The following is a 24,282-nucleotide window of genomic DNA, read 5'->3' as shown; positions in this document are numbered from 1 at the left end:
AATAGAAAAAATGTGGGAGCATTGATATTCCCCATGCTCCCGTTTATGAATTCCTACCGTTCCGAAGCAGGTATACCTGCAATCCCCCAATGGGTCTTTGGAATTTCTGTCACGATAACTCTGATGCTTTCTTTCGGTGCGTTTAAGGTTTCCTCAACCGTATTAGTAAGATTTTTGATTAGTTCGGTTACTTTCTCGGGAGGTCTACCTTCCATTATTTGTACATTAATTAATGGCATGCTTATCATCCTTTGTTTTAAAAGTATTTCTCTAATCCGTTACCGTAAAAGTGACTTCACCAAGCCCATCAAATTTTCCGCTGACGACGTCGCCGTATTTCAACATAACGGCACTGGTAATCCCACCTGTTAAAATGACATCACCCTTACGAACTTTTTCTCCCTTTCTCGCAAGCATATTCGCCAGCATGGCAACGGAATGTGCTGGGTGCCCCAATACTGCGGCACCTGCCCCCAGTTCCTTGATTTCTCCATTAATAGACAAAGTTGACCCAAGTAAATCCAATTCAAATTGCTCCGGTTTCTTTAACGTTGTTCCAAATACAACCCTTGAAGTTGAAGCATTATCCGCAATGACATCCGGTAAGGTAAAATTGAAGTTTTCATAGCGGCTGTCGATGATTTCTAATGCCGGCAGAACATATTCCGTTTTTGCAAGGACCTGAGCACCGGTCACACCCGGACCTTCGATATCTTCACCAATCACAAATGCAATTTCCGCTTCCACTTTCGGATGGATCATCTCATGTAAAGGCAGTTTTCCGCCATTTTCAATCAACATATAATCAAACACATATCCATAGATCGGATCCTCAATTCCCATTTGTTTCATTTTGGCAAAACTAGTTAAGCCCATCTTGGGACCAACGATTTTTCTGCCTTCTTGTAATTTCATTTGGACGATTTCTTCTTGAACCTGATATGATTCCTCTACGGTTAAATCAGGCTTTAGGTTGGCAGTTACCTTTACAACCTCACGTTTTTCAAGCTCGGCGGCAACAAGATAATTAGCTATTTCCTTGATTTGATTCACACTGTTCCCCTCTTTTTCTTCAAATTAAAAGTGCACACTGACCTGACCGAGATGAGCAAACCTTGCAGTGAAGGAATCTCCTTTATTGGCCACTTCTGCTGCGGACAACGCACCAGATAAAATCACTTCTCCGGCCCGAAGCGGGATATCAAATTCTGATAGTTTATTGGCTAACCATGCCACACACGTAGCTGGATTTCCTAACGCTGCTGCGCCGACGCCAGTATTCACGAGTTCACCATTTTTTGTTAAGACCATGCCGATTAATTCAAGATCAATATCTTCTATTTTAGTAGGTTTTCCACCTAACACGTAAGACTGAGAGGAGCCATTGTCAGCAACCGTGTCCTGCAGTTTGATTTTCCAATCTTGAACTCTGCTGTCGACGATTTCAAGTGCTGGAACGACATAGTCTGTTGCTTGAAGAACATCAAGAGTGGTCACATTTGGTCCACGTAAATCCTTTTTTAAAATAAAAGCAATCTCGGCTTCTACCTTTGGCTGTAGGACCGATTCTATTGAAATGGTTCCGCCATTTTCCACTACCATACTATCGAGTAAATGCCCGTAATCCGGCTCATCAACTCCGAGCAGGTTTTGCATCGCTAAAGATGTTAAGCCTATCTTCTTTCCAACGATTTTTTGACCTTGTGCTATTTTTTTATTAATATTTTCAAGCTGGATATAATAAGCTTCTTCCACTGTAAGTTCTGGATCAACCGATGTTAAAGGAGCAATCCCGACTTTCGTCGTTTCTGCTTCGGATAATTGTTCTGCAAATTGTGTTACTTTACTAGTCAAAGTATTTACTTCCCTTCTTATAGTTTGATCGTGACATTGGAAAGTTCGGAGTAAAAATCGATACTATGCATGCCGCCTGTCCTTCCGATTCCACTATGTTTCATACCGCCAAATGGTGTTCTTAAATCGCGTAAGAACCAAGTATTTACCCAAATAATTCCTGCCTCTAACTGGTGTGCAACCCGATGCGCTCTTTTAAGATTATTTGTCCAAATCGTTGCACTCAAGCCATAATGGGTATCATTTGCCTGCATGACGACTTCTTCTTCCATATCAAACGGCATAACTGTAACCACAGGTCCAAAGATCTCTTCACGAACACAGCGAGAATTTCGATCAAGCCCAACTAAAATAGTAGGTTCTAAGTAGTACCCTTTTTTATATCCATCTGGACGTTTGCCGCCCGTCAAGATGGTGGCACCTTCTTCTCGGGCGATATCGATATAGCTGTTTACCCTGTCATAATGTTCTTTGCTTACTAATGCACCAACATTCGTGTCCGCTTCAAGCGGGTGGCCGACCTTTAATGTTCTAACCCGTTCCGCAAATCTTGTTAAAAATTCTTCGTAAACCGGACGTTCCACATAAATCCGTGAACCGCACAAACAAACTTCCCCTTGGTTCACAAAGCTGGATTTAATTGTTGTTTCAATCACTTCATCTAAATCAGAGTCAGCAAAGATAATGTTTGGATTTTTCCCGCCTAGTTCAAAGGAAAGTTTTTTCAAGGAATCGGCCGCCGATTTCATTATTGCAGTACCTGTTTTTGGCTCACCAATAAATGAAATCGCATCCACATCTGGATGTTCCGAAATCGCAGCACCGGCGGAATTAGGACCAAAACCATGGACAAGGTTTACTACACCATCAGGCACCCCTGCTTCTTTACAAATCTCCATTAATACAGTTGCGGTCATTGGCGTCCACTCGGCCGGTTTAATAACAGCTGTATTACCCATTGCTAAACATGGTGCTAACTTCCAAGTCAACAATAGTAACGGCAGGTTCCAAGGTTTAATAATCCCAACCACACCGACTGGGCGGCGATATGAATAATGAAGGGCGATATCATCCTGCATATTCGAATCAGTATTAACAGAAATCATATAATCAGCGAAAAAGTGAAAGTTAAAGGCTGCACGCGGAATATCTACACTATTTGCTAATGTAAATGGCTTACCAGTATCCATGGATTCAAGATGTGCCAACTCTTCCTGTCTTTCAAGAATTAAATCGCCAATCCTGCGGATAATTTTTGAACGCTCTACAATAGGCATTGTCTTCCATTTTCCATTTAATGCTCTACGGGCAGCAGCTACCGCAAAATTAACTTCTTCCTTCCCCCCTTCGGCCACGGTTCCTAACACTTCTTCTGTTGCTGGGTTGATATTTTCAAAGGTCTTTTGATTTTGTGATTCGACAAATTGGCCGTTGATAAAGTGCAAACAATTAATCGCTCTTACTCTAGTTTCTACTTGCATATCGATATTCCTCCTAATAAATAAATGATAATTTAATATTTTTCTTAACTACATGGTAACGCTTCCGAATTTCACATACAACGCCATCGTTGCTCTATATGCAACAAAAGGCGACTTTTTTAAATAATTCATAATATTTAAAAATACTGTTTTCATTTTTAGTTTTTTCTGGTATATTGCCGACTATAGAGCAACTTTGTTTTACATAATGAAACACTTCAAAAGGAGGGATTTCAATTGAGCGTAAATGTCGAGAATGATAGTCATCTTTCTTCGGTAAAAAATGCACTTCGGATTTTACAATGTTTTACGATGGATGAACCGGAAAAAAAGATTAGTGAACTATCCGCTGCGCTCGGACTTAACAAGAGTACGGTCAGCCGAACAATGACAACGCTTGCAAGCGAAGGGTTTGTCTATAAGGATCCGGAAACAAAAAAATATCGGTTAGGCCTATCCATTCTTTCTTTAAGCGGAATTGTCAGCAGTCAGATGGATATCTACCGAGAATCACAGCCTGTCTTAAATCGGTTAGTAGAAAATATTGGGGAAACAGCACATATTTCCGTTTTGGATCATTTAGACGTAATCTATCTTCAAAAGGTCGAATGTAACCATCCGGTTCGTTTCCTAACCCATATAGGTAAGAGAAATCCTCCATACTGCACGAGTTCCGGCAAGGTCCTGCTTGCTCATGCAGCAGAAGATGTCGTTAATCAGGTAATTGAAAAGGGGCTGGAAAAATTAGCCCAAAACACTATCACAAATCCGCAAAAACTTCGGATTCATTTAAATCAAGTGAAAAAAAACGGTTACGCAAGTAGTACAGAAGAAATCTTAGAAGGGGTAACCTCCATCGCTGCCCCTATTTTTGATTACAGAGGAAAGGTTACTGCAGCGCTTTCTGTCGTGGGGCCAAACCAAAGAATACAGCAGCATAAAATTCAGGGGCTAGCAAAAAAGGTAATGAGTGCAGCAAAAGAGGTCTCATCCAGAATGGGTTATCGAGGTTACTAAACTAGTATTTCAAAATAGTAAAAAGGGGCTGTTTCGCTTGTATGATTTTCACACTCATTTTATCCCATCGGACGTTTTAACATGGTTGAAGGATCACCAAAAAACAGTAAATGCTAAATGGATAAAAAAAGATGAAGATAAAGATGAATTTTTAGTGGTTAACGAAAGCTGGGGCTTCGAATTGAAGAAGTCGTTTACAGATGGCGGATTATACCTAGACGAGCAGGCAAAAGCAGGTGTTACTCATTCAGTTGTATCACCGATTCCCCAGCTTTTTATGTATGATTTTCCCGAAGAAATTACAGTAAATATCTCCACTGTTTACAACCGTTCATTAGCAGAGTGGACCCACACGTCCCCAAATAGACTCTCAGCGTTAGGAACAGTTCCACTTACCAATCCTATTCAAGCAGCCCAGGTTTTACAAGATGCTATGAAAATGGGACTTAAAGGGGTCATTATCGGACCTGGCCTTGAAAATCAAATGTTATCAGACGAATTTTTCACGCCATTTTTTGAAGAAGCTAATCGTCTAAAAGCTATCGTGTTTATTCATCCTTTATTATGTGAAGACCCACGCTTAAAGAGAAGAATGATGCCTAATTTAATTGGTGTTCCTTGGGAAACTACAGTTTGTGCTACGGACCTCTTGTTAAGTGGTTTGATTGATCAGTTTCCTAATGTAAAAATATTATTTGCACATGGCGGCGGTTTCCTACCCTATCAGATTGGCAGGCTGGACAAGGGTTTTGACCACTGGCCACTAGTTTCTTCAAAATTAAAGGCCAAACCATCGGAGTACTTGAAACGCTTTTGGTATGATACGGTGTTATGGAACCAAGATAGCCTGGATTTCCTAATCAAAACGGTTGGTGAGGATCGAGTTGTCCCGGGTTCTGATTATCCATTTGACCTATCTGTTTGGCCGCCCACAGGAAAGCAAGAAATGGCCGTTCGGTCATTATTATTCGATTAAAAGTTATTTAGATAAAAATGGATGCAGGGAACTCCCTGCTTCATTCCTTACTGGGAATTAAATCGGTATAACAGAACCTCATTTGCCCAGTATAGATGTCGTTTGTCAACTTTTTCTCGCCTGTTTTAAACTGTATAGCCTCTAAATATAGGGCCATCAAAAACAAAGGAATGATATTCCCGTTTTCCCCACAAGGGTCTACCTCAACAGGCAGGTCCTCCAAAAATTGTTGAGTGATTTCCCTGCCTGAAAAACCCTCGGGCAATTGAGTCATATCTACACAGGTCGTAATCGTTCGATATCCAAGAGAAAGAAAGCGGTAAATCAGTTCTGATGTGTTTATACCCCATAAAGGAAAAATCGGTGTGATTCCTACAGGCTTTAACATTTCTTCCCTATATCTTCGCACATCCTCAAGAAATAAGTCTCCAAATGCGATATGGTCAACGCCTAACTCCTTCATAGCATTGATTTCTTTTATCATAATTTCACCATATTTTTCATTAGAGCACTGTTCGGGAATTCTAATTTTTTTTATGGAAGACCAATTGACTTAGCTTGAGCCTCTAGCAATTCCTCTCTCACACCGAGAATACTAGTCCGATTAAATCCATCAGTAACGGTTGAAAATAATATTTTGACCTCATATTCATTTGAGTTTAATAGATCATGTAAAGCTAAGGTTGAATCCTTCCCACTAAAGGAAACTGCTGCTTTTTTCATTTCCTCGCCCCCTAATTTTCATGTTAAACAGAAGACCGTTGATTCTTAAAACAATAAATATGCTTAATTGGATTGATTTGTAATAGTATTTCTTCCTAGACTTATAGTAAGATGGGATAAGAAGCTAACTAGAGAAAGGAACAGAAAAATGTCATATAAAATGATTGTACTAGATTTAGATGATACCTTGCTCCAAGACGACCACACAATTTCCCCTCGTACGAAACAGTCATTAATGGATGCTCAAAAGACAGGTGTAAAGGTTGTACTAGCATCTGGGCGACCAACGTCAGCGATGTATGAAATTGCCGATGAGCTAGAATTAAAGAAATATGGAAGCTTTATTCTTTCTTTTAATGGGGCAAAAATTACGAACTGCCAAACAGGTGAAGAACTTTTTAGCAGCACGTTATCACCCGAAACCGCGCACCGCCTATATCATTTAAGCCGTCGCGAAGATGTGTTTATTCACACCTATGTAGGTGAGTTGATTGTTACCGAGGCAGGAAATCAATATACCACTATTGAAGCAGAAATTACAGGTTTAGATGTATTTGAGGTTGATAGTTTTGTTGAGTCAGTCAATGAACCGGTTGTTAAAGTATTAATGGTCGACTCTCCGGAAAAACTTGTCGAAGTAGAGCGTAAACTGCAGCAAGAACTAGCTGAAGAACTAAGCGTCATGCGTTCTAAACCATTCTTTTTAGAGTTTACTGAAAAAGGGGTAACAAAAGGAACCAGCCTAAATCAACTAATTGGACAACTTGGTATTACACGCGAAGAAGTGATCGCTATCGGTGATAGCTACAACGATTTAGCGATGATCGAGTTCGCTGGACTCGGTGTTGCCATGGGTAATGCGCCGCAAGATATTAAGGAAAAAGCGAATTATGTAACAGACACAAACATGAATGATGGCGTAGCAAAGGTAGTCGAAAAATTCGTTTTAAATACGACAGTTTTAGTTTAAGTTCAAACGCTTGGATATTCCAAGCGTTTTTTTGTTTTATCATGTTCCCTAGCCCAATCATGTCCCCGGTTCCAATTTCTTTGCATAAACTATCCCAAATCAAACAAATAAAAGGCGGAGAGAGGTATGGGACTATTTATCAATAAGCTGGCGCATCCGAATTTATATAAAAATAACAGCCAATTGGCTGCACCGAATCAAGTGGAATCCAGGCAGGATTTCCTCACTGAACTAATGAAGGAGCAGCAAAAAGCAAATATGGCTCTGAACCAGGCATTAGCAGAACTGCAAACGCGTTATCAGCAGCAAACAGATGCCCAGAACACCCACTGGAAACAGGTAGATTATCAGTTGAGTGACTTAAAGAATAGTACGTTTAGACAGCAGAAATTTGAAAATGAAATGGTCACCAATTTACATTCCCTCCATGAAAAGAATGTCCAATTAGAGGCTATGGTTGAAAAAGAAACACAGGCAAAGGAAACCCTAACTGCACAAATCAATCAAATTAGTAAGACCTGTGACAGTATTGCGGATCGTTTAGATAAGAATGAAGAAACACAACAACAACTTGCCATGCAAATGAAAGAACAACTTGAAATGCAAAAACAGGCAGCTGAAAAATTAACTAAACAAGAAGAAATCCACGGCGGGATGTTAAAACGGCTCGATAATCAAGAGGCATTATTAGATAAATTTGCCAGACAGCTAAACCATATCCGTTCCATCCTATTTGAACGGACCAATTACCTGGCAGGAAAAATAGATGACGGCTATAAGCTCACGTCTTCCTATGTGTACAAATTAATGACCGGCTCCGAACAGCCGCTTACATTTTTCTTAATGAATCAAAAGAAAGAAGAAAATCAGGAAGTTGAATAAGTTATGTAACCTTTGGTTCACAACCTTAAAACCGTCCATGCAAAGCATGAACGGTTTTAGTGTTGCACTCTATTAGATACCTTGATTAAAGATATCAGTTAATACAGGTACGATTTGTTTTTTACGTGATACAACACCTTTTAAAGTCGCTGTATTATTTTCTAGTGAAACATTGTAGGCTTTTTCAACTGCAGCCGTTTTGCTTCCGATTGCTAAACCAACAGAATCATTTGTTAAGATATCTGTAACAACAAACAAGAATAAATCTAAGTTCTTTTCTGCCACGATGTTGGCAATTGCCGCTTCTAATTCAGTTTGACGTTCTAGAACATCAGCTGTGTCCACTACGTTCACTTGCGCAATTTCAACTTTGCTTGAACCCATTTCGAATTCTTTCGCATCTAAGCTTAAAAGGTCGGCAATCGATTTATCACGAACGTCCGCACCTGCTTTTAACATTTCCAAACCATAAGTTTCAGCATCTACACCAGCAATGGCTGCTAATTCTTTAGCAGCTGCAACATCTTCAGGTGTGCAGGTTGGGGATTTAAACAATAAAGAATCGGAAATGATCGCAGATAACATAAGACCAGCGATTTCTTTCTTAATTTCTTTGCCGTTTTCTTTGTACATCTTGTTTAAAATCGTTGCTGTACAGCCAACAGGCTCGCAACGGTAGTATAAAGGATCGCTTGTTTCAAAGTTTGCGATACGGTGGTGGTCGATAACCTCTAATACACGAACATCTGCAATATCATTTGCACTTTGCTGGCGCTCGTTGTGGTCAACTAAGATAACAGAATTTACTTCAGACGCAACTGCTTCCACTAAACGTGGAACTTCAGCATTGAAAGTTGTAAGAGCAAATTGTGTTTCGCCATTGATTTGACCAAGACGAACTGGTTCAACATCATAGCCTAATTGTTTTTTCAAATCTGCATAAGCGATCGCAGAACAGATTGTATCGGTGTCTGGATTTTTATGACCGAAAATAAGTACTTTTTCCATTTTTACTACTCCTACTCATCAAAAATTTTATGTAGATCAATCCAAAACTAAAATGACCCTATTTGAAATTATATATCAAGATGTTTATGGATACAAAGCAAAAAATACAAAAAGAAACAAAGGCATTCTCTCTGAGTACCTTTGTTTCTAATTATTACTTACTTTACAGTGACAGGAACAACCCTCTGTCCGATCGCCGCAATTAATTCTTGAGGCATTGGGAAACTGAGCGCTGCAGGGTCCTTCATAACCGCCGGAATCGTTGCCGCTAATGCCTCTTCACTTATATTAAATTGCTTGAAGTCGGCAGGTAGGCCGACTCTTTGCTGTAACAATCTGATTTTTTCAATTACTTTAGCAAGTGCATTTTCAGGTGTATCATCCTTCACATCGACAGCCAATGCCTGAGCCAGTTCAGCAGCCTTTGGCAAATACAATTGAGGAACAAGCTCCATCACCACCGGTAAAAAAACGGCATTCGCTAATCCATGTGGGATTCGGAACAAGGCACCGTAGGCATGGGCCATATTATGAACCGGAATCGCATTTAGAGCAAAGCTAAACGCGGTAATTCCCATTAGACTTGCCTGCAATAAATCCATTCGGGCATCTAAATTGCCGCCATCATCTACAGCCACCGGAAGATTTTTTTCAATCAATCTGATCGCATGTAGAGCATAAGCATCCGTTAGACCAGTCGCTGTTGGTGATGCTAGTGCTTCAATCGCATGTGTTAAAGCATCAAAACCTGTAAAGGCGGTAATCACAGGTGGCAGGCCAACGGTTAAATCAGGATCCAATATCGCCATATCGGCATTGATAAATGGATTAATGATGTTCGTCTTCATTTGAATGTCTTCATTAAAAATAACGGCAATCGGCGAAACTTCGGATCCAGTTCCCGCAGTTGTCGGGATGGCAATATGCGGGATGGGGATATAGTTTGCTTTTGGAAATTGCTCATATAATAAGCCGCCAGGGATAGCATCTTTTATATCCGATAAGCCTTTATAAAGAGCATACTTAACCCCTTTTACAGTATCTAATACACTACCGCCGCCTACAGCTAATAAACTATCAGCTCCCACTTCCTTCGCATAACGGACCGCATCATTAATGCAGCGGCTTTCCGCATCCTGAGCAATGTCCAAATAGGTTCCGACAAGCTGCGGTCCAGACCCGTGACCAGTCAATTCAAAAATCGACGCTACTTTTTCAACAATCCCCGCTTTTTCTAAACCGCGGTCACTTAAGAGCAGGACCCGTTTTGCGCCAAGGCCGGCAAATAAACTTGGCACCATTGCCCGAGAATTTGATCCGCTGTAAATACCAGTACGTAACATAAACTGTGATAGAGTTGTTTTCATAATCTTCTTCACCTCTTCTTTAGTTTTGACCAAACAGAATTCCGTACCAGCTGCGTCTTTCCAATTCAGGGGACATGGAGGTATGAACATGCTTTACTTGTGTATAGGCATCAAGTGAATGCTTGCCCATCTCCCGGCCGATTCCGCTTTGCTTGTATCCGCCAAACGGTGCATCACTGCGGAGCATATGCCAGTCGTTAATCCAGACCACACCCGCTTGAAGTTTCCTAGCAACCTCATAGGCTTTATTCACATCCTGAGTCCAGACACCTGCTGCTAATCCATAAATCGTATCATTGGCCATTTGAATGGCTTCATCTAGGTCCGAATAACGAATCACACATAAGACAGGTCCAAAGATTTCCTCTTGGGCAATTTTCATATCGTTGGTCACATTTGTAAAAATCGTTGGCTCGATAAAATGACCTTGCTCACATCCTGGGACGGTGACTGCTTTCCCACCGCAGACAAGTGTTGCCCCTTCTTGCTTACCGGACTCAATATAAGAAAGGATCGTTTCCTTTTGTTTTTTCGATATTACTGGTCCGACATCTGTTGTTGGGTCAAGCGGATTGCCTAGTTTTAGTTTACTGGCAAGCGCAACGAGACCAGTAACCACTTGATCATAAAGTTTATCTGGTACAAACAGCCTTGTTCCTGATTCGCACAGCTGGCCGGAATGAAGGAATACGCCGAAAAGGCTTCCCGGTAAAGCAATATTTAAGTCTGCATCTTCTAGCAGGATATTTGGTGACTTTCCGCCAAGTTCTAAGGTTGTATTTTTAATCGTGCCGGCGGCAAGACCCATAATTCTTCGGCCAACCTCTGTTGAACCGGTAAAGGCAACCTTATCAACCTGTGGATGATTCACTAATGCTTCCCCTACTTCTGCACCTGCTCCGGTTACCACATTAATGACACCAGGCGGGACCACCTCTGAAATAATTTCTGCTAATTTCAGTGTCGATAGCGGGGTGTAGCTGGCCGGTTTAATCACAATCGTGTTCCCCATTGCGAGCGCTGGCGCAATTTTCCAAGTCGCAATCACCATTGGCAAGTTCCAAGGGGTAATCGCCGCACAAACGCCAATAGGTTCACGCCAAATGAAGTTGTGAGCAGGCCCCGGGAATGGCGGGACTGGGAGCGTTTCTGAGAATGGGTACTCTAAAGTAAAGTTCGCTAGTGTCTGGAATAAGTCGACCATTTGTAAAATATCACTATTGCCAATGCGCCGGACGGTTCCGCCCGAACTAATCGCTTCTAAATAGGCTAGTTCTTGGGCGTGCTCGGCAATTTTATAAGAAATCGCAAATAGTACCTTTGCCCGGTCCTTCGGCTTCATGTTTTTCCAGTCGCTCTTGTCAAAGGCGTCACGTGCTGCTTTGACGGCACGATCGACATCCTCCTGGGTTCCTTTTGCTACTTTTGCAACAAGCTCTCCGGTTGCAGGATTGAACACGTCAAAAGTATTCCCGCTGCCTGCTTGCTCCCACTTTCCATTGATAAAGTGTGGAAATGTTTGTGCGTCTACATTTACTGTCATGATTTCTTCCTCCTCTGCTAAATGGTATTTTTATAAGTTTCTTCGAGCATATTGGGAGTTTTATTTGGACCATTTTACCTGCCAACTAGACCTGTAAGGGCATCATTACTCTTTTTTGTGACCCAAGCACCTCTATACCAGGCAGCCATGGGCACAATAAAATTTTTTTCTAACCGGTAATGAACTTTCATCACTAAAACGGTCAGAATTACCCTCACTTTTACAACACACCTAACTCACTATCTGTATATCTATAAATCTCTTCGATTTTTTTGCCCTTCGCTCTCGCTAAAATTTCCATTCGGACAGATAATTGTTTGAGCGTAAAATTCATAATGTCATCTGGATTTCCTCCGAATGCACTTACCTCCCTTCCTGCGATGCCTTCTTGATTGAGTCTAATGGCTAATGGGGTCAGCTCCCCCATTTTAACGGCTACAAAATCAAACAGATGCGGATGTTCACAAATTAACCGCTGCAAAAGAAATGTCCCGTAACCAATATGGCGCGACTCATCTCTTTTTAAATTACCTATTCCCTCCAACAAACCAGGCATGATTCCTGCTGTTTCAAGAGTGTTATAGAAGGAAAAATATCCAGTCTCGGCTAACACCCCTTCAACAAACATGTTATATACCACCGATGCTTCAGCAATCGCCTCAGGAGATTGGTCGGTTACAAGCCGGCCCATCGTCGTTGGCAGGATTTCATAAAAAATCTTTTGATAGGTTTCCGTATGAAAATGAGACAAATCTCCTTTCTCGCCGATCGTATTCAATACCAATTGGAAGAACTCCGTGTGTTTCGCTTCCTCATACAAAAAGGTCGTTAAAAACATCTCCTCTTCTAACCGGCCTTCTTTGGCAATCGCCATGATAAGCGGAAGCAAATCTAAGGTTACCGCCTCCTCACCAGCTTGGAATTGCGAAATTAAGCGGAGAATATCCTCCTGCTGCTCAGCCGTCATCGCCTTCCAATCCTTTTGGTCCTGGGTAAAATCGATATCAGCCGGATTCCAATTTCCTACCCGTTTTGCTTTTTGATAAAGCCGATATGGAAAAGAATCCTCGAGCAATCCCCTAGTGCTTGTTGTTAAAATCGTCCTTTTTTCCATCCTAAAATCTCCCCCTCAAATGTTTAACTGATTACTATATCAGAAGCTGTTTGACGCAAATGGGTTTTTAAAATCTTACCGACCCCGTTTCGCGGCAATGCCTCAAGAAAAATGACTTTTCTCGGTGTTTTATTTTTCGCCAAATGATCCTGACAAAATTGGATTAACTCCTTCTCTGTCACATGAGAACCTGGTTTCTTCACAACACAGGCGACCAATTCTTCCCCCATTCGTTCATCCGGGATACCGACCACAGCGGCTTCAAACACTTCTTCATGACCATTTAAGATTTCTTCCACATCGCGCGGGTAAACATTAAAACCGCCGCGAATAATTAAATCCTTTTTACGGTCGACAATATACACGTAGCCTTCGTCATCCACCCGCGCCATGTCTCCGGTATATAACCAAGAATCTTTTAACACACGGTTTGTTTCTTGCTGATTTTGATAGTATCCAGGCGTAACATTATCACCGCGGACGACTAGTTCACCTACTTCACCGGCTGGAACTTCTAAGCCGTTTCCATCCACAATTTTGATTTCGACCCCTGGGATGGGTACACCGACAGATCCCGGTTTCATTTCGATTCGTTTGCTATGTGCCGTCACAACCGGGGCGGCTTCCGATAATCCGTAGCCCTCAAGCACCTTCGCCCCAAACTTTTGCTCAAAGGCATTTAACAGGGCAACTGGAAGCGGTGCAGAACCCGATCCTACTGATTCCAGACTCGAAGTATCATAGGTATCGGTATTGGGATAGGAAACCATAGCATGAATCATCGCTGGTACCGCAGAAAATGTCCTTACCTGATAGGTGTCTATCGCTTTAAAAACCTCTTGGATATCAAAACTTGAAAAAACAACAATTGTACTGCCTGTGAGGTAGCATACATTGGAAACTGTTAAGCCATAGACATGGGCAAGCGGCAGGACCCCCAATGTGGTGCCCCGCTCTGTGTCATTGTGCTTTGCTGAATTTTGCGCATTGGAAAATAGGTTTTTATGGGTTAACAGCACTCCTTTTGGATTTCCGGTTGTCCCTGAAGTGTACAAGATAACCGCTGTATCTTCGGCTTTTCCGTCGTCTAAAAATTCTTTTTCAACAGGGACTAACAAATCGTAAAAGTTGGTTAAATGCTCATTTGATGGGAGATCGGATAAAATGACGGCCGGTCGTTCCGGCAGAGCTTCCATTGATTTTTCGACATTTTGAAGGACATACGATGAGGTTATGACTGCTTTAGCACCAGAGTTTCGGGCAATATAATGAAGTTCTTTTGGATGGAGTGTGAACATGACTGGCACGATGATGGCCCCTGCTCTCGTTATCCCTTGATAAGCAAAGAGGACTTCCGGGCAGTTTGGCATACAAACGATGACCCGGTCACCCTTTTCTATCCCGATTCTTCGCAATCCTGCTGCCAATTGGTCTGCATATCGCTTTGTTTCCACGTTTGTGTAGGTTTTTTCCTTAAAATATAGAAATGGATATTCACCAAAATGCGTGATATTTCTTTCCAGTAGATCTCTTAGCTTCACGAAATCCGCTCCCTTATAGAAGAATTTATAAAGAAAAATACTCTACCAGCGAACCATTACGGTTAAAGCTGACTTTTTGTCTTGTTTCCAGTAAGTCTAAATGACCTTGGATCTGCGATAACCCTAAAAAGACGGTTTTTCCCTTTAAACGAGGATACATTGCCTGGCAAATCTCAAAAATACTTTTTCGATCATTAGCAAGGATGGCTAATATCTGCTCACAGCGTTTTTCTTGCTCTTGCAATCTTGTCTGAATTAACTCTTTATGGTTCGTAAAGTGATCTCCATGACCAGGATATATGGTGTTGAGCGGAAGACGGCTAACTTTTTCTAAAGAGTTGCGATATTGTAATAAGGGCTTAGGCCGACCCTCTCCTTCTATAAGCGGTGGTTCAATAAAGGCATTAACAGAAAATGCCTTTATTAAATGATCACCTGCAAACGAATCACCCGTTTCATGGTTCCACATTAATATGTCAGATTGGCTGTGCCCCGGAACATGAATCACTTCAAACCGTTTGCCCCCAATTAAAACTGTATCACCTTCCTTTACATATCTAACATTTCTCCATTTTTCTTCTTTAAATTGTCGCTGAACAATATGTTTAGATGGATCTGCCCCACATGACTGGAGAAAATCCTGAAAAAACTGCTGGTCTTTTTCAAACTTATCGATATCTGAATTGACCCATCCCTTCGCTTGTTCGTGAACTAAGATAGGAAGTTGAAGATCTGTTTCAACTTGAATATACGGAATACCTCCCGCATGATCGATATGGATGTGGGTCAGCACGATTTTGTCTAAGTCACGAAAGGTTACGCCATGTTTATGTAGTTTTGTCTTTAGTTGTTGAAAGGACTCTTTGCCTGGATTCCCTGCATCGATTAAGGTGATGGTATCGCCAATAGCTAAAAAAGTATTAACCGTTCCTTCGGCGAAATCGGTTTTCAATACAAGGGGTATAATTTTTAACAAAAAACAGACCCTCCCTTCTTCAAACATGTGCAGCTAATTCTATGTCGAAAAGAGCCTAATTATGAGGAGCATATCAAAAGGAGGCTGCTCCTCATGTATCATCTTAGTTCTGCGCATTCACTTTCTCCTCTTCTTGAAGGGTGCGCCAGAGGATTTTTCCGCTTGAGGTCATCGGGAATTGCTTTCTGAATTCAATTTGCCTTGGGTATTTATAAGCGGCCATATGCTGTTTGGCCCATTCCATAATTTCATCCTCACTGATTTTCCCTTCGAAGCCTTCATTTAAAATGACAAAGGCTTTGACGGTTTCACCCCTTCTTGGATCAGGGACACCAACTACACAGGCCTGCTGTACGGCCGGATGTTTATAAAGGTAAGATTCTACTTCGGTTGGCCAAACTTTAAAGCCGGAAGCATTAATCATTCGTTTGACCCGGTCGATAATGAAGAAATATCCTTCTTCGTCATATCGGCCAATATCACCTGTTCTAAAAAACGTTTTTCCATCGATCTCAATAAATGAATTTTTATTTTCATCTTCCCGATTATAATAGCCGACCATTACTTGAGGGCCGTTGACAATAATTTCACCGATTTCGCCAACACTCAGTTCTTTTCCTGTAACTGGTTCAATCACTCTAGCATCCACGTCAAAGGATGGGATGCCAAGGCATTGCATTTTTGGACGATCTGGCGGGTTGAAATGGGTTTGAGCGATTGTTTCGGAAAGTCCATATCCTTCTACAAAACGTAATCCTGACAGTTTAAATAATCTATCGCCAACTGCCTCCGGTAAAGCCGCTCCCCCTCCTGAAATTGAGGTTAAAGTAGCAATGTCTTCCTTCTTCAAATTTGGATTCGCGAGGAAATCAACAATCATGGTCGCAATCGTAACCCAGTGGGTACAGCCTAGATTTTTAATCAACTCTATTGCAGCATCACGGTTCCATCTCGTCAAAATGACCATTGTACTTCCGCTGAAAATTGGCATGTGCATACTATGAACCATGCCCGTTACATGGAAAAGCGGCAGTGTCATGAGATGAACCGCATTTGATGTAGAGGAAGACCAGTGGTAGGCCCCAACTGTGTTGGCATTGACCGTCCGGTTCGTATGCATGCATCCCTTTGGCAGACCGGTTGTTCCGGATGTATACGGGAGACAAGCAAGATCGTCCCCTTTGGCTGTATGTTCTGAAGGGGTTAAATCTGCAGCAATAGCCTGATTCCATAAACAGTGTCCGGTCTGAGTGAAATTAACCCTTGGCGCTTCCACTTCCTTTGGCAGTAATCCTTCAAACCCTGTACCGGTATAGTCAGAATAGGCGGCGATGACTAAATTTTTTAAAGAGGTTTTACCTAGAAGTGGGGCGATCCGGTCATATAATTCCTGGCCTGTGAGCGCAGTCTTAATTTCGCAATCTCGCACATAAAATTCGAGCTCATCTGTTACCAGCATTGGATTAATCGGAACCACGACAGCGTTGGCTCTAAGGATAGCGTAAAAACCAATCACAAATTGCGGTGAGTTTTGCATAAAAAGCAATACTTTATCCCCTGCCTGGACGCCTAGCTTATATTCTAGGTATCCTGCGAGGGCATTGACCTCTTTATCCAACTGCTCATAGGTGATTTTATTGCCATAGTAAAAACACGCATCCTGACCCGGATAACGATTGGCACTAACTTTGAGGTTATCGTATAGTGAAGTAGAGGGTACATTTAAGGATTTACTGATTTTCGGCCAAAATGGATAATGAAGAGTTACCATGAACACCGCTCCTTGTTATTAGCTGTAAATGCTGTCATTATTAGAAATGCCAATAAGAATCTTATTGACGGTAATCGAAAAATTTATCTTCGGACACCTAGGAAAACCCACATGTCCTGCTGCGGAGTGCTTATGATGATTATTTCTAAATGATTAGACTGTCTTTTCTCGTTCAATTATGGTAGCGATACCCTGCCCTCCGCCGATACAAGCGGTAATTAAAGCAAATCGTCCTCCGGTTCGCTGCAACTCGTAGACCGCTTTTGTAACAAGGATGGCACCTGTAGCCCCGAGAGGGTGTCCGTGGGCAATAGCACCACCGTTCACATTGACCTTTTCTAGATCCATTTCTAGTTCTCGGTTGCAGGCCAAGACCTGAGCGGCGAAGGCTTCATTGATTTCGATTAGATCCATCTCAGCTAAAGTGAGACCGGATTTTTTCATGACTTTTTTCACGGCAGGTACCGGACCAATCCCCATAATGTTTGGGTTTACACCTGCTACTGCGTAGTCACGGACCAGGGCCAGTGGTGTAAGCTTTAATTTTTCCGCTTTTTCCCTAGACATGATTACAAGCGCAGAGGCTGCATCGTTTAAGCCTGAGCTATTGCCCGCTGTCACGGTTCCATCTTTTATAAATGCGGGCGCAATTTCGCTAAGGCATCTATGGTTGTGTGCGGTCTAGGGTGTTCATCTGTTTTAAAAACAATCTGCTCACCCTTTTTGACAGGAATGGTGATCGGAACAATCTGTTCATCGAAGCGCCCCTCGGCCATGGCCCGCGCCATCCGTTGTTGGCTTTGGCAGGCGAAGTCATCTTGTTCTTTTCTGGTAATTCCATATTTTTGGACGAGGTTTTCGGCAGTGATTCCCATTGGCGGGTCGCCTATTTCTTTTGGTGACAGCTGCGATTTACGAAAGCTTGGCGGCAGCGGACTATATGGTTTTTCCGGGCGGTCCATTAAATACGGCGCCCTGCTCATGCTCTCAGTTCCACCAGCAATGTATACATCCCCGTCCCCGGCACGAATTGCTTGGACAGCAAGATTGATGGCATTGATTCCAGAACCACACTGCCTATCAACCGTAAACCCCGGTAAATCGATTGATAGTCCTGTTTGTAAAGCTGTTAATCTAGCAATATTTCCTCCTCCGGAGAGGACGTTGCCCAAAATGACATCATCAACAATTTCTGGGTTTATATTTGCTCTTTTAACGGCTTCCTTGATTGCTCCCGCTCCTAACACATGGGCAGGCACACCAGCTAAGGCGCCTCCCTGTCTGCCAATTGCGGTCCGGACAGCCGAAACGATGACTGCGTCTCTTTTCATTTAGTTGATCTCCCCCTCTAAATACGTTGTTTTTGAACTCCGCCCAGAAGTTTTAGTAAACCTGTATCTAAGCGACCTCCTAATACCGTTTTTCTCTATATTCCGCTCAATTTTGTCTCTCTTTTTTTTATTGAATCATCTCATACAAGTTGAGTTAAGCCGTACGCAAATTTCCTCTACCTATCCGTAAATTACATCGCATGCGCTCCGCCATCCACTACAAGAACATCACCGGTCACAAAATCGGATGCTGGCGATGCTAAAAATAATGCTACCCCCTTTATATCTGTATCCGAGCCAAACTTTCGCAGCGGCGTCCCTTCAAGAATCGCTTCCCCGCCAATATCCAGGAGCCCCTTCGACATCTTTGTCGGGAAAAATCCGGGCGCAATAGCATTTACGTAAATTCCTTTTGGTCCCCACTTTACCGCCAAATCCTTCGTAAAAGTAATAACGGCCCCTTTACTAGAATTATAGCCAATCGCATTCATCACTTTAGGGTTGCTTCCCTTTAAACCGGCCACTGAGGCAATATTAATAATTTTTCCAGACTGCTGCTTTAGCATCACTTTCCCTGCCGCCTGTGACATCAAGAACGTGCCTGTCACATTCACATTTATCACCTTTTGCCAGGCCTCGAGCGGCATCTCCTCAACTGGTGCCCCCCAGGATGCTCCGCTGTTGTTGACAAGAATATCGATCCTGCCAAATTTTTCAACGGTCCTGTCCACCACATTTCTAACATCTTCTGGATTAGAAACGTCACATTTTAACGCGAGACTTTCAACACCAAGCTTTTTTAGCTCTTTACTAACTTCCTCACAAGCTTCCACCTTACGCGAACAGACCACGACATTGGCCCCTGCCTCTGCAAACCCCTCGGCAATTTGCTGGCCAAGCCCCCTGCCGCCGCCTGTTACAATCGCCACCTTACCACTTAAATCGAAAAGTTGTTTTACATGCACTAGCTATTCCACCTTTATCGATATTTTTTCAGCTCGTATCTGGCAATTGCCCGCTTGTGAACCTCATCGGGACCATCCGCTAGTCTTAGTGTACGAATATTCGCCCAGCTGGCGGCAAGCGGTGTATCCTCACTTACTCCGGCTGCTCCAAAGGCTTGAATCGCACGGTCAATTATTTTCAATGCCATATTTGGAGCTACCACTTTTATCATGGCAATCTCTGCTTTTGCTTTCTTATTTCCAACTGTATCCATCATGTAGGCTGCTTTCAGCGTGAGCAAGCGGGCCTGTTCAATATCAATCCTGGCCTCAGCAATCCATTCTTGGATCACCCCTTGATCGGAAAGTCTTTTTCCAAAAGCCACTCGACTTTGAATACGCTTACACAATTCTTCAAGAGCACGCTCCGCTGCACCAATCGTTCTCATACAGTGATGGATCCTTCCCGGTCCTAACCTTCCCTGTGCGATCGCAAAGCCCTTGCCTTCTCCCCAAAGCATATTAGAAGCTGGAACACGAACATTTTTATATTCAATTTCTGCATGACCGTGTGGGGCGTGATCATAGCCAAACACTGGTAAAATTCTTTTTATTGTTACTCCTGGCGTATCTAAAGGTACTAGAATCATAGATTGCTGTTCATGGGTCTGGGCAGATGGATCATTTTTCCCCATAACAATTGCAATCTTACAGCGGGGATCCCCGGCACCGGATGACCACCATTTCGTTCCGTTAATGACGTATTCATCTCCATCGCGAACAATACTTGCTTGAATGTTGGTTGCATCTGATGATGCGACGTCTGGTTCTGTCATCGAAAAACAGGAACGGATTTCTCCGTCTAGAAGCGGCTTAAGCCATTGTTCTTTATGGGTTTGAGTCCCATATCGGACAAGAACCTCCATATTTCCCGTGTCAGGGGCTGCACAATTGAAGACTTCCGGAGCAATCGCGGAACGTCCCATAATTTCACAGAGCGGCGCGTATTCCAAGTTTGTCAAACCTGCCCCATATTCACTTTCTGGTAAAAATAAATTCCATAATCCATTCTGTTTCGCCTTTTCTTTAAGCTCCGCCATAATCGGAGGTATTTTGGAAAAAGGGTCACTTTTATCAATTTGTTCATTATAGAGCTCTTCATTGGGATAAATATATGCATCCATAAAGCCTGCAAGCTTTTCCTGAAGCTCTTGGACCTTATCAGAATAACTAAAGTTCATGGTTTTCCCTCCTCAACATACCTACTAGTCAGTATGTAGTTACTCACATCATAATGGAAGTTTTTCGAATACTCAACAGCCAACCTTCCGAAAATTTTCTCCTTTATCTGGCTTATCACCATGATGATTGGAAGGATATGTACTCATCCTTTAAGTGATAGAAACAAACCCAGCATGAAAAAAGGAGATTCTGCATGCCGGGTTTTATTTCACCTGAGGCTATTAATAGTGGTGATAGACTACTTCACCTTTTAAAACTTCATTCCCCTGCTGGTTCACCGCTTGAACGTCAAAACGGAGATTTTGGTCCTGCTTCTCTTTCAGAGTCGCCCTTAATGTCACCACATCGTTTAAAAATACCATCCCTTTAAACCGAATTGAGTAATCTTGGACAAATCCTTCTTCATAGTAAGCAGTAAACAGCTTTGCCAAGTTGCCCATTGTCCACATGCCGTGGGCAATAATCCCTGGCAGTCCTGCTTTTTTCGCCTCATCATCAATGGTATGAATCGGGTTAAAATCACCAGATGCTCCCGAATATTTAATTAGGTCCATCCGTGAGACTGGTTCCAGCTGTACCTCAGGAAGCGACTCACCCACTTGTAATTGTGTCAGCGCACTCATTTTACCAACACCTTCCTAACTGCTTCGGTAATCACTATAGTTGTGGTAGAACTGAAAATGACATTCCCTGCTTCATCTTCCCCAAAGCCTTCCAACACCAAGAATCCCATTTGCCCAAAGTTCCCTTTTTTCTCAAAATAATTTTTTACTTTTGAATAGCAATACACTTCTTCGCCCACTACTAATGGACGATTATAATGAAAGGTCTGTTCCCCGTGAATTAAACCTTTGTTTGGCAGGTTCAATCCTTCAATCGTGCCATAATCAAATACCCGTGGGAAAGTTGGCGGTGCAATATTGTTTTTGTATCGAGAAAGCCGGCCTGTATCCTCATCAAAATAAATCGGATGAAGATCTCCAATCGCTTCGGCAAATTTCTTTACAGCGCCTCTTTCCACGGGATTTTTTACTTTGTTTGATTGTTTCCCGATTTGATCGTTAAACAATTGTCTTCACCTCACCTTTTTTAGCATTTCGGTCCGCCGGCAACATAGATTACCTGGCCATTGACAAACGAAGATTTCTCATCTGCAAAGAAGGCCACAGCATTGGCAATATCGGCAGGTTTTCCACTTCTCCCCACCGGAATCTGGGCGACACTCGCTTGAATTAATTGATCAAATGTAATCCCAATTCTTGCGGCTGTTTCTTTCGTCATTTCTGTCTCAATAAAGCCTGGTGCTACGGAATTAGCGGTGATGCCGTATCTTCCTAACTCAATGGCCAGTGTTTTGGTAAACCCTTGCAATCCGGCCTTGGCAGCAGCATAATTGGCCTGGCCGCGATTGCCGAGGGCTGAAGTCGACGAAATATTGATAATCCGCCCATATTTTTGCTCAACCATGTATTTTTGCGCGGCACGTGCGGCATTAAACGACCCTTTTAAATGGACATCCATGACAGTTTGCCAATCGGAATCTGTCATTTTAAATAACAAATTATCTCGGATAACCCCGGCATTATTAACTAAAATATCCACCGATCCAAACGTTTCATAAACCTCTTTAAAAGCATTCTCTACTTGTTCAGCATCCACCACATTGGCAACTTTTGAATACACTTCATACCCTTTTTCTCTTAATTCACTGGTTGTTTCATTTAATGCTTCTTCATTTAAATCAATTAATGCAACTTTTGCTCCCTCTTCAGCAAAAAGTTCGACAATTCCTTTGCCAATCCCCCTGCTTCCACCTGTTACAAATGCGACTCGTCCTGAAAATCTTCCTGCCATCCCTCTTCCTCCTATTTTTATAAAGTTGGCTGTGTTAACTAGAGTGTTGATTTCCGCTCTAGGCGCGAGCGGTTCGGGGGCGGTCCGGGGAGCCTCCTCGGCGCTATGCGCCTGTAGGGTCTCCCCAGCCCCGTACTCCCGCAGGAGTCTACGCGTCTTACGCTCCAATCAACACTTGCTAAAAATCACAAGAACCTTTTACACAGCAGATTTTTAGATAACGCTTACATTTTTTCTATACGTATTGACCCACTTTGACATGACCTTTGATTAAATTTCGGGCAATGATCATGCGCTGTATTTCATCGGTTCCGTCGTAAATTCTCCATAATCTTGCTTCACGGTACCAGCGTTCAATTGGCAATTCCTTTGTATACCCCATCCCGCCATGAATTTGCAAAACACGGTCGACCACTCGATTGCCCATATTAGAACCATATAATTTAGCCATGGATGCAAGATGCCGGTTATCTTCGCCTTCATCGAGAGTAAACGCAGCATTCAAGACAAGCCATCTGGCAGCCTCAATTTCAACCGCAGAATCGGCAATTTGCCATTGAATGGCTTGCCGTTCGGCAATCGGTTTACCAAAGGTAATTCGTTCCTTGGAATAATCAATCGCCATTTGTAATAAGCGTTCGGCAGACCCAACTGCTCTGGCCCCGACGATCCATCTGGCAAAGCCAATCCATTCCAACCCAAGATTATATCCTTTGTGTAATTCACCTAAAATATTTTCCTCAGGGACACGAACATTATCGAATACTAAGCCGGCTGGTCCCCATTCACCCATCGTATGTATATACTCGGATTTCCAGCCCATATCTCGGTCAGCAATGAAACAAGTCACACCTTCACGGCCTTGTGTGGCTTGATGCCTCTCCTTATCGGTAATCGCGATCACCATCACAAAATCGGCTTCGTTTCCACCGGTTATAAAGGTTTTCTCTCCATTTAGCACCCAGTCATTTCCGTCTTTTACCGCCGTCATTTTGATATTTCTCGTATCAGAGCCAGCCCCTGGCTCTGTCATCGCAAAGCAGGATTTCTTTTCGCCATTTATTGTTGGAATTAAATACTTTTGTTTTTGTTCTTCATTGCCATAATAGAGAATATTATCTGCTGAACCTCCAAATGAAAATGGCACAAAGGTCTTAGACACTTCCATCAGGACAATGGCCATCATCATCTGCCCAAGATCGGCACCGCCATATTCTTCCGGTGTATTGATTCCCCAAAATCCTGCTTCCTTTGCTTTTAATTGCAGCTCTTTTAATTTGCCTGGAGGGAGACTTTGCCTTCCTTCACGCTCGTTTCTTAATACTTCGTTTTCAAGTGGAATGAGTTCTTTTTCTACAAATCTTCTAATTGTTTTTTGCACCATTTTTTGTTCATCGGTTAGGCGTAAATGCATGTTTTTCACTCCATTCTTAATCTTGAAATCTAGTTTTTTCCTCCATAAAAGAGTATGCATGAATCATCCAACACATACCTACCGGTTAGTATGTGCACTTTAATTTTATTCGGAAATTTCAGATAATACAAGCATTTACTTCCTTTTTTCGTAAAAAATCCTCAGCTCCAATACAACCGAGGATTTATTAAGCTTGATGAACTCAACATAACGCCTGAAAACATTCCAAAGAATAATCTTGTGAACACTTAATTACTGTTTTCGAAGTGGTTTC

At 42.4% G+C, this 24,282-nt stretch carries 24 protein-coding genes and 1 pseudogene; 4 read left to right on the top strand and 21 right to left on the bottom strand.

Annotation, left to right across the window (positions count from 1 at the left end; translation table 11 throughout):
- Positions 1–53 precede the first annotated feature (53 nt).
- Genes M3226_RS14745 through M3226_RS14730 form a run of 4 tightly spaced genes read right to left on the bottom strand, consistent with a single transcriptional unit; the run spans position 54 to position 3,335 of the window.
- A complete protein-coding gene (locus M3226_RS14745) occupies positions 54–266 on the bottom strand; it encodes a 4-oxalocrotonate tautomerase (RefSeq protein ID WP_308211948.1) in 213 nt (70 codons plus the stop codon).
- A gap of 4 nt (positions 267–270) precedes the next feature.
- Positions 271–1,053, bottom strand: a complete 783-nt coding sequence (locus M3226_RS14740; protein WP_251566478.1) for a 2-keto-4-pentenoate hydratase — start codon at positions 1,051–1,053, stop codon at positions 271–273.
- A gap of 24 nt (positions 1,054–1,077) precedes the next feature.
- Positions 1,078–1,854 (bottom strand): 2-keto-4-pentenoate hydratase, encoded by a 777-nt coding sequence (locus M3226_RS14735; protein WP_251566477.1) that lies wholly within the window; start codon positions 1,852–1,854, stop codon positions 1,078–1,080.
- Between the two features lie 17 nt (positions 1,855–1,871).
- Positions 1,872–3,335, bottom strand: coding sequence for an aldehyde dehydrogenase (locus M3226_RS14730; protein WP_251566476.1), 1,464 nt, complete (start codon positions 3,333–3,335; stop codon positions 1,872–1,874).
- A 237-nt stretch (positions 3,336–3,572) separates the two neighbouring features.
- On the opposite strand from M3226_RS14730, the gene M3226_RS14725 reads away from it, so the two are divergent.
- The gene (locus M3226_RS14725) at positions 3,573–4,352 is read left to right on the top strand and encodes an IclR family transcriptional regulator (RefSeq protein WP_251566475.1); all 780 of its coding nucleotides are present in this window, start codon (positions 3,573–3,575) and stop codon (positions 4,350–4,352) included.
- 37 nt (positions 4,353–4,389) lie between these two features.
- A complete protein-coding gene (locus M3226_RS14720; protein WP_251566622.1) occupies positions 4,390–5,328 on the top strand; it encodes an amidohydrolase family protein in 939 nt (312 codons plus the stop codon).
- Positions 5,329–5,368: 40 nt separating this feature from the next.
- On the opposite strand, the gene M3226_RS14715 is transcribed toward M3226_RS14720, so the two are convergent.
- Both M3226_RS14715 and M3226_RS14710 read right to left on the bottom strand, forming a co-directional pair.
- Positions 5,369–5,851 (bottom strand): hypothetical protein, encoded by a 483-nt coding sequence (locus M3226_RS14715; RefSeq protein ID WP_308211947.1) that lies wholly within the window; start codon positions 5,849–5,851, stop codon positions 5,369–5,371.
- An 11-nt stretch (positions 5,852–5,862) separates the two neighbouring features.
- Positions 5,863–6,051, bottom strand: a complete 189-nt coding sequence (locus M3226_RS14710) for a hypothetical protein (RefSeq protein WP_251566473.1) — start codon at positions 6,049–6,051, stop codon at positions 5,863–5,865.
- A gap of 148 nt (positions 6,052–6,199) precedes the next feature.
- Here M3226_RS14710 and M3226_RS14705 point away from each other — a divergent pair, with 148 nt between their 5' ends.
- Together M3226_RS14705 and M3226_RS14700 are read left to right on the top strand one after the other, a co-directional pair.
- A complete protein-coding gene (locus M3226_RS14705; protein ID WP_251566472.1) occupies positions 6,200–7,021 on the top strand; it encodes a Cof-type HAD-IIB family hydrolase in 822 nt (273 codons plus the stop codon).
- 126 nt (positions 7,022–7,147) lie between these two features.
- The gene (locus M3226_RS14700) at positions 7,148–7,903 is read left to right on the top strand and encodes a hypothetical protein (RefSeq protein WP_251566471.1); all 756 of its coding nucleotides are present in this window, start codon (positions 7,148–7,150) and stop codon (positions 7,901–7,903) included.
- A 72-nt stretch (positions 7,904–7,975) separates the two neighbouring features.
- Here the strand turns inward: M3226_RS14700 and M3226_RS14695 are convergent, their stop codons facing one another.
- The 15 genes and pseudogenes from M3226_RS14695 to M3226_RS14625 all read right to left on the bottom strand — a co-directional run bounded on the left by M3226_RS14695 (position 7,976) and on the right by M3226_RS14625 (position 24,008).
- Entirely contained in the window at positions 7,976–8,911 is a 936-nt protein-coding gene (locus tag M3226_RS14695) for a manganese-dependent inorganic pyrophosphatase (RefSeq protein WP_251566470.1), read from the bottom strand.
- Between the two features lie 158 nt (positions 8,912–9,069).
- Positions 9,070–10,278, bottom strand: coding sequence for an iron-containing alcohol dehydrogenase (locus tag M3226_RS14690; RefSeq protein ID WP_251566469.1), 1,209 nt, complete (start codon positions 10,276–10,278; stop codon positions 9,070–9,072).
- A 19-nt stretch (positions 10,279–10,297) separates the two neighbouring features.
- Positions 10,298–11,821, bottom strand: coding sequence for an aldehyde dehydrogenase family protein (locus M3226_RS14685; protein WP_251566468.1), 1,524 nt, complete (start codon positions 11,819–11,821; stop codon positions 10,298–10,300).
- Positions 11,822–11,895: 74 nt separating this feature from the next.
- Positions 11,896–12,039, bottom strand: coding sequence for a hypothetical protein (locus M3226_RS14680; protein WP_251566467.1), 144 nt, complete (start codon positions 12,037–12,039; stop codon positions 11,896–11,898).
- Between the two features lie 2 nt (positions 12,040–12,041).
- Complete coding sequence (locus M3226_RS14675; RefSeq protein ID WP_251566466.1) at positions 12,042–12,935, bottom strand: R2-like ligand-binding oxidase; 894 nt, start codon at positions 12,933–12,935, stop codon at positions 12,042–12,044.
- Between the two features lie 23 nt (positions 12,936–12,958).
- A complete protein-coding gene (locus tag M3226_RS14670; protein WP_251566465.1) occupies positions 12,959–14,476 on the bottom strand; it encodes a long-chain-fatty-acid--CoA ligase in 1,518 nt (505 codons plus the stop codon).
- Between the two features lie 25 nt (positions 14,477–14,501).
- Entirely contained in the window at positions 14,502–15,452 is a 951-nt protein-coding gene (locus M3226_RS14665) for an MBL fold metallo-hydrolase (protein ID WP_251566464.1), read from the bottom strand.
- Positions 15,453–15,555: 103 nt separating this feature from the next.
- Positions 15,556–17,223 carry a long-chain fatty acid--CoA ligase gene (locus M3226_RS14660; RefSeq protein ID WP_251566463.1) on the bottom strand — a complete coding sequence of 556 codons (1,668 nt, stop codon included), beginning with the start codon at positions 17,221–17,223 and terminating at the stop codon, positions 15,556–15,558.
- A 153-nt stretch (positions 17,224–17,376) separates the two neighbouring features.
- Positions 17,377–18,554: pseudogene (locus tag M3226_RS14655) on the bottom strand (thiolase family protein).
- Between the two features lie 191 nt (positions 18,555–18,745).
- Positions 18,746–19,519, bottom strand: coding sequence for an SDR family oxidoreductase (locus M3226_RS14650; RefSeq protein WP_251566462.1), 774 nt, complete (start codon positions 19,517–19,519; stop codon positions 18,746–18,748).
- Between the two features lie 14 nt (positions 19,520–19,533).
- Complete coding sequence (locus M3226_RS14645) at positions 19,534–20,739, bottom strand: acyl-CoA dehydrogenase family protein (protein ID WP_251566461.1); 1,206 nt, start codon at positions 20,737–20,739, stop codon at positions 19,534–19,536.
- Between the two features lie 222 nt (positions 20,740–20,961).
- Positions 20,962–21,363, bottom strand: coding sequence for a MaoC family dehydratase (locus M3226_RS14640; RefSeq protein WP_251566460.1), 402 nt, complete (start codon positions 21,361–21,363; stop codon positions 20,962–20,964).
- Complete coding sequence (locus M3226_RS14635; RefSeq protein WP_251566459.1) at positions 21,360–21,809, bottom strand: MaoC family dehydratase N-terminal domain-containing protein; 450 nt, start codon at positions 21,807–21,809, stop codon at positions 21,360–21,362. Before M3226_RS14635 ends, M3226_RS14640 begins: the two co-directional genes overlap by 4 nt.
- A gap of 20 nt (positions 21,810–21,829) precedes the next feature.
- Positions 21,830–22,594, bottom strand: a complete 765-nt coding sequence (locus M3226_RS14630; protein ID WP_251566458.1) for a beta-ketoacyl-ACP reductase — start codon at positions 22,592–22,594, stop codon at positions 21,830–21,832.
- Between the two features lie 235 nt (positions 22,595–22,829).
- A complete protein-coding gene (locus M3226_RS14625; RefSeq protein WP_251566457.1) occupies positions 22,830–24,008 on the bottom strand; it encodes an acyl-CoA dehydrogenase family protein in 1,179 nt (392 codons plus the stop codon).
- Positions 24,009–24,282: the final 274 nt, after the last annotated feature.

The sequence above is a fragment of the Neobacillus cucumis genome (assembly GCF_023715505.1).
Note: the sequence above shows the minus strand (reverse complement) of the source record. Positions and strands in the feature narration are given on the sequence as shown.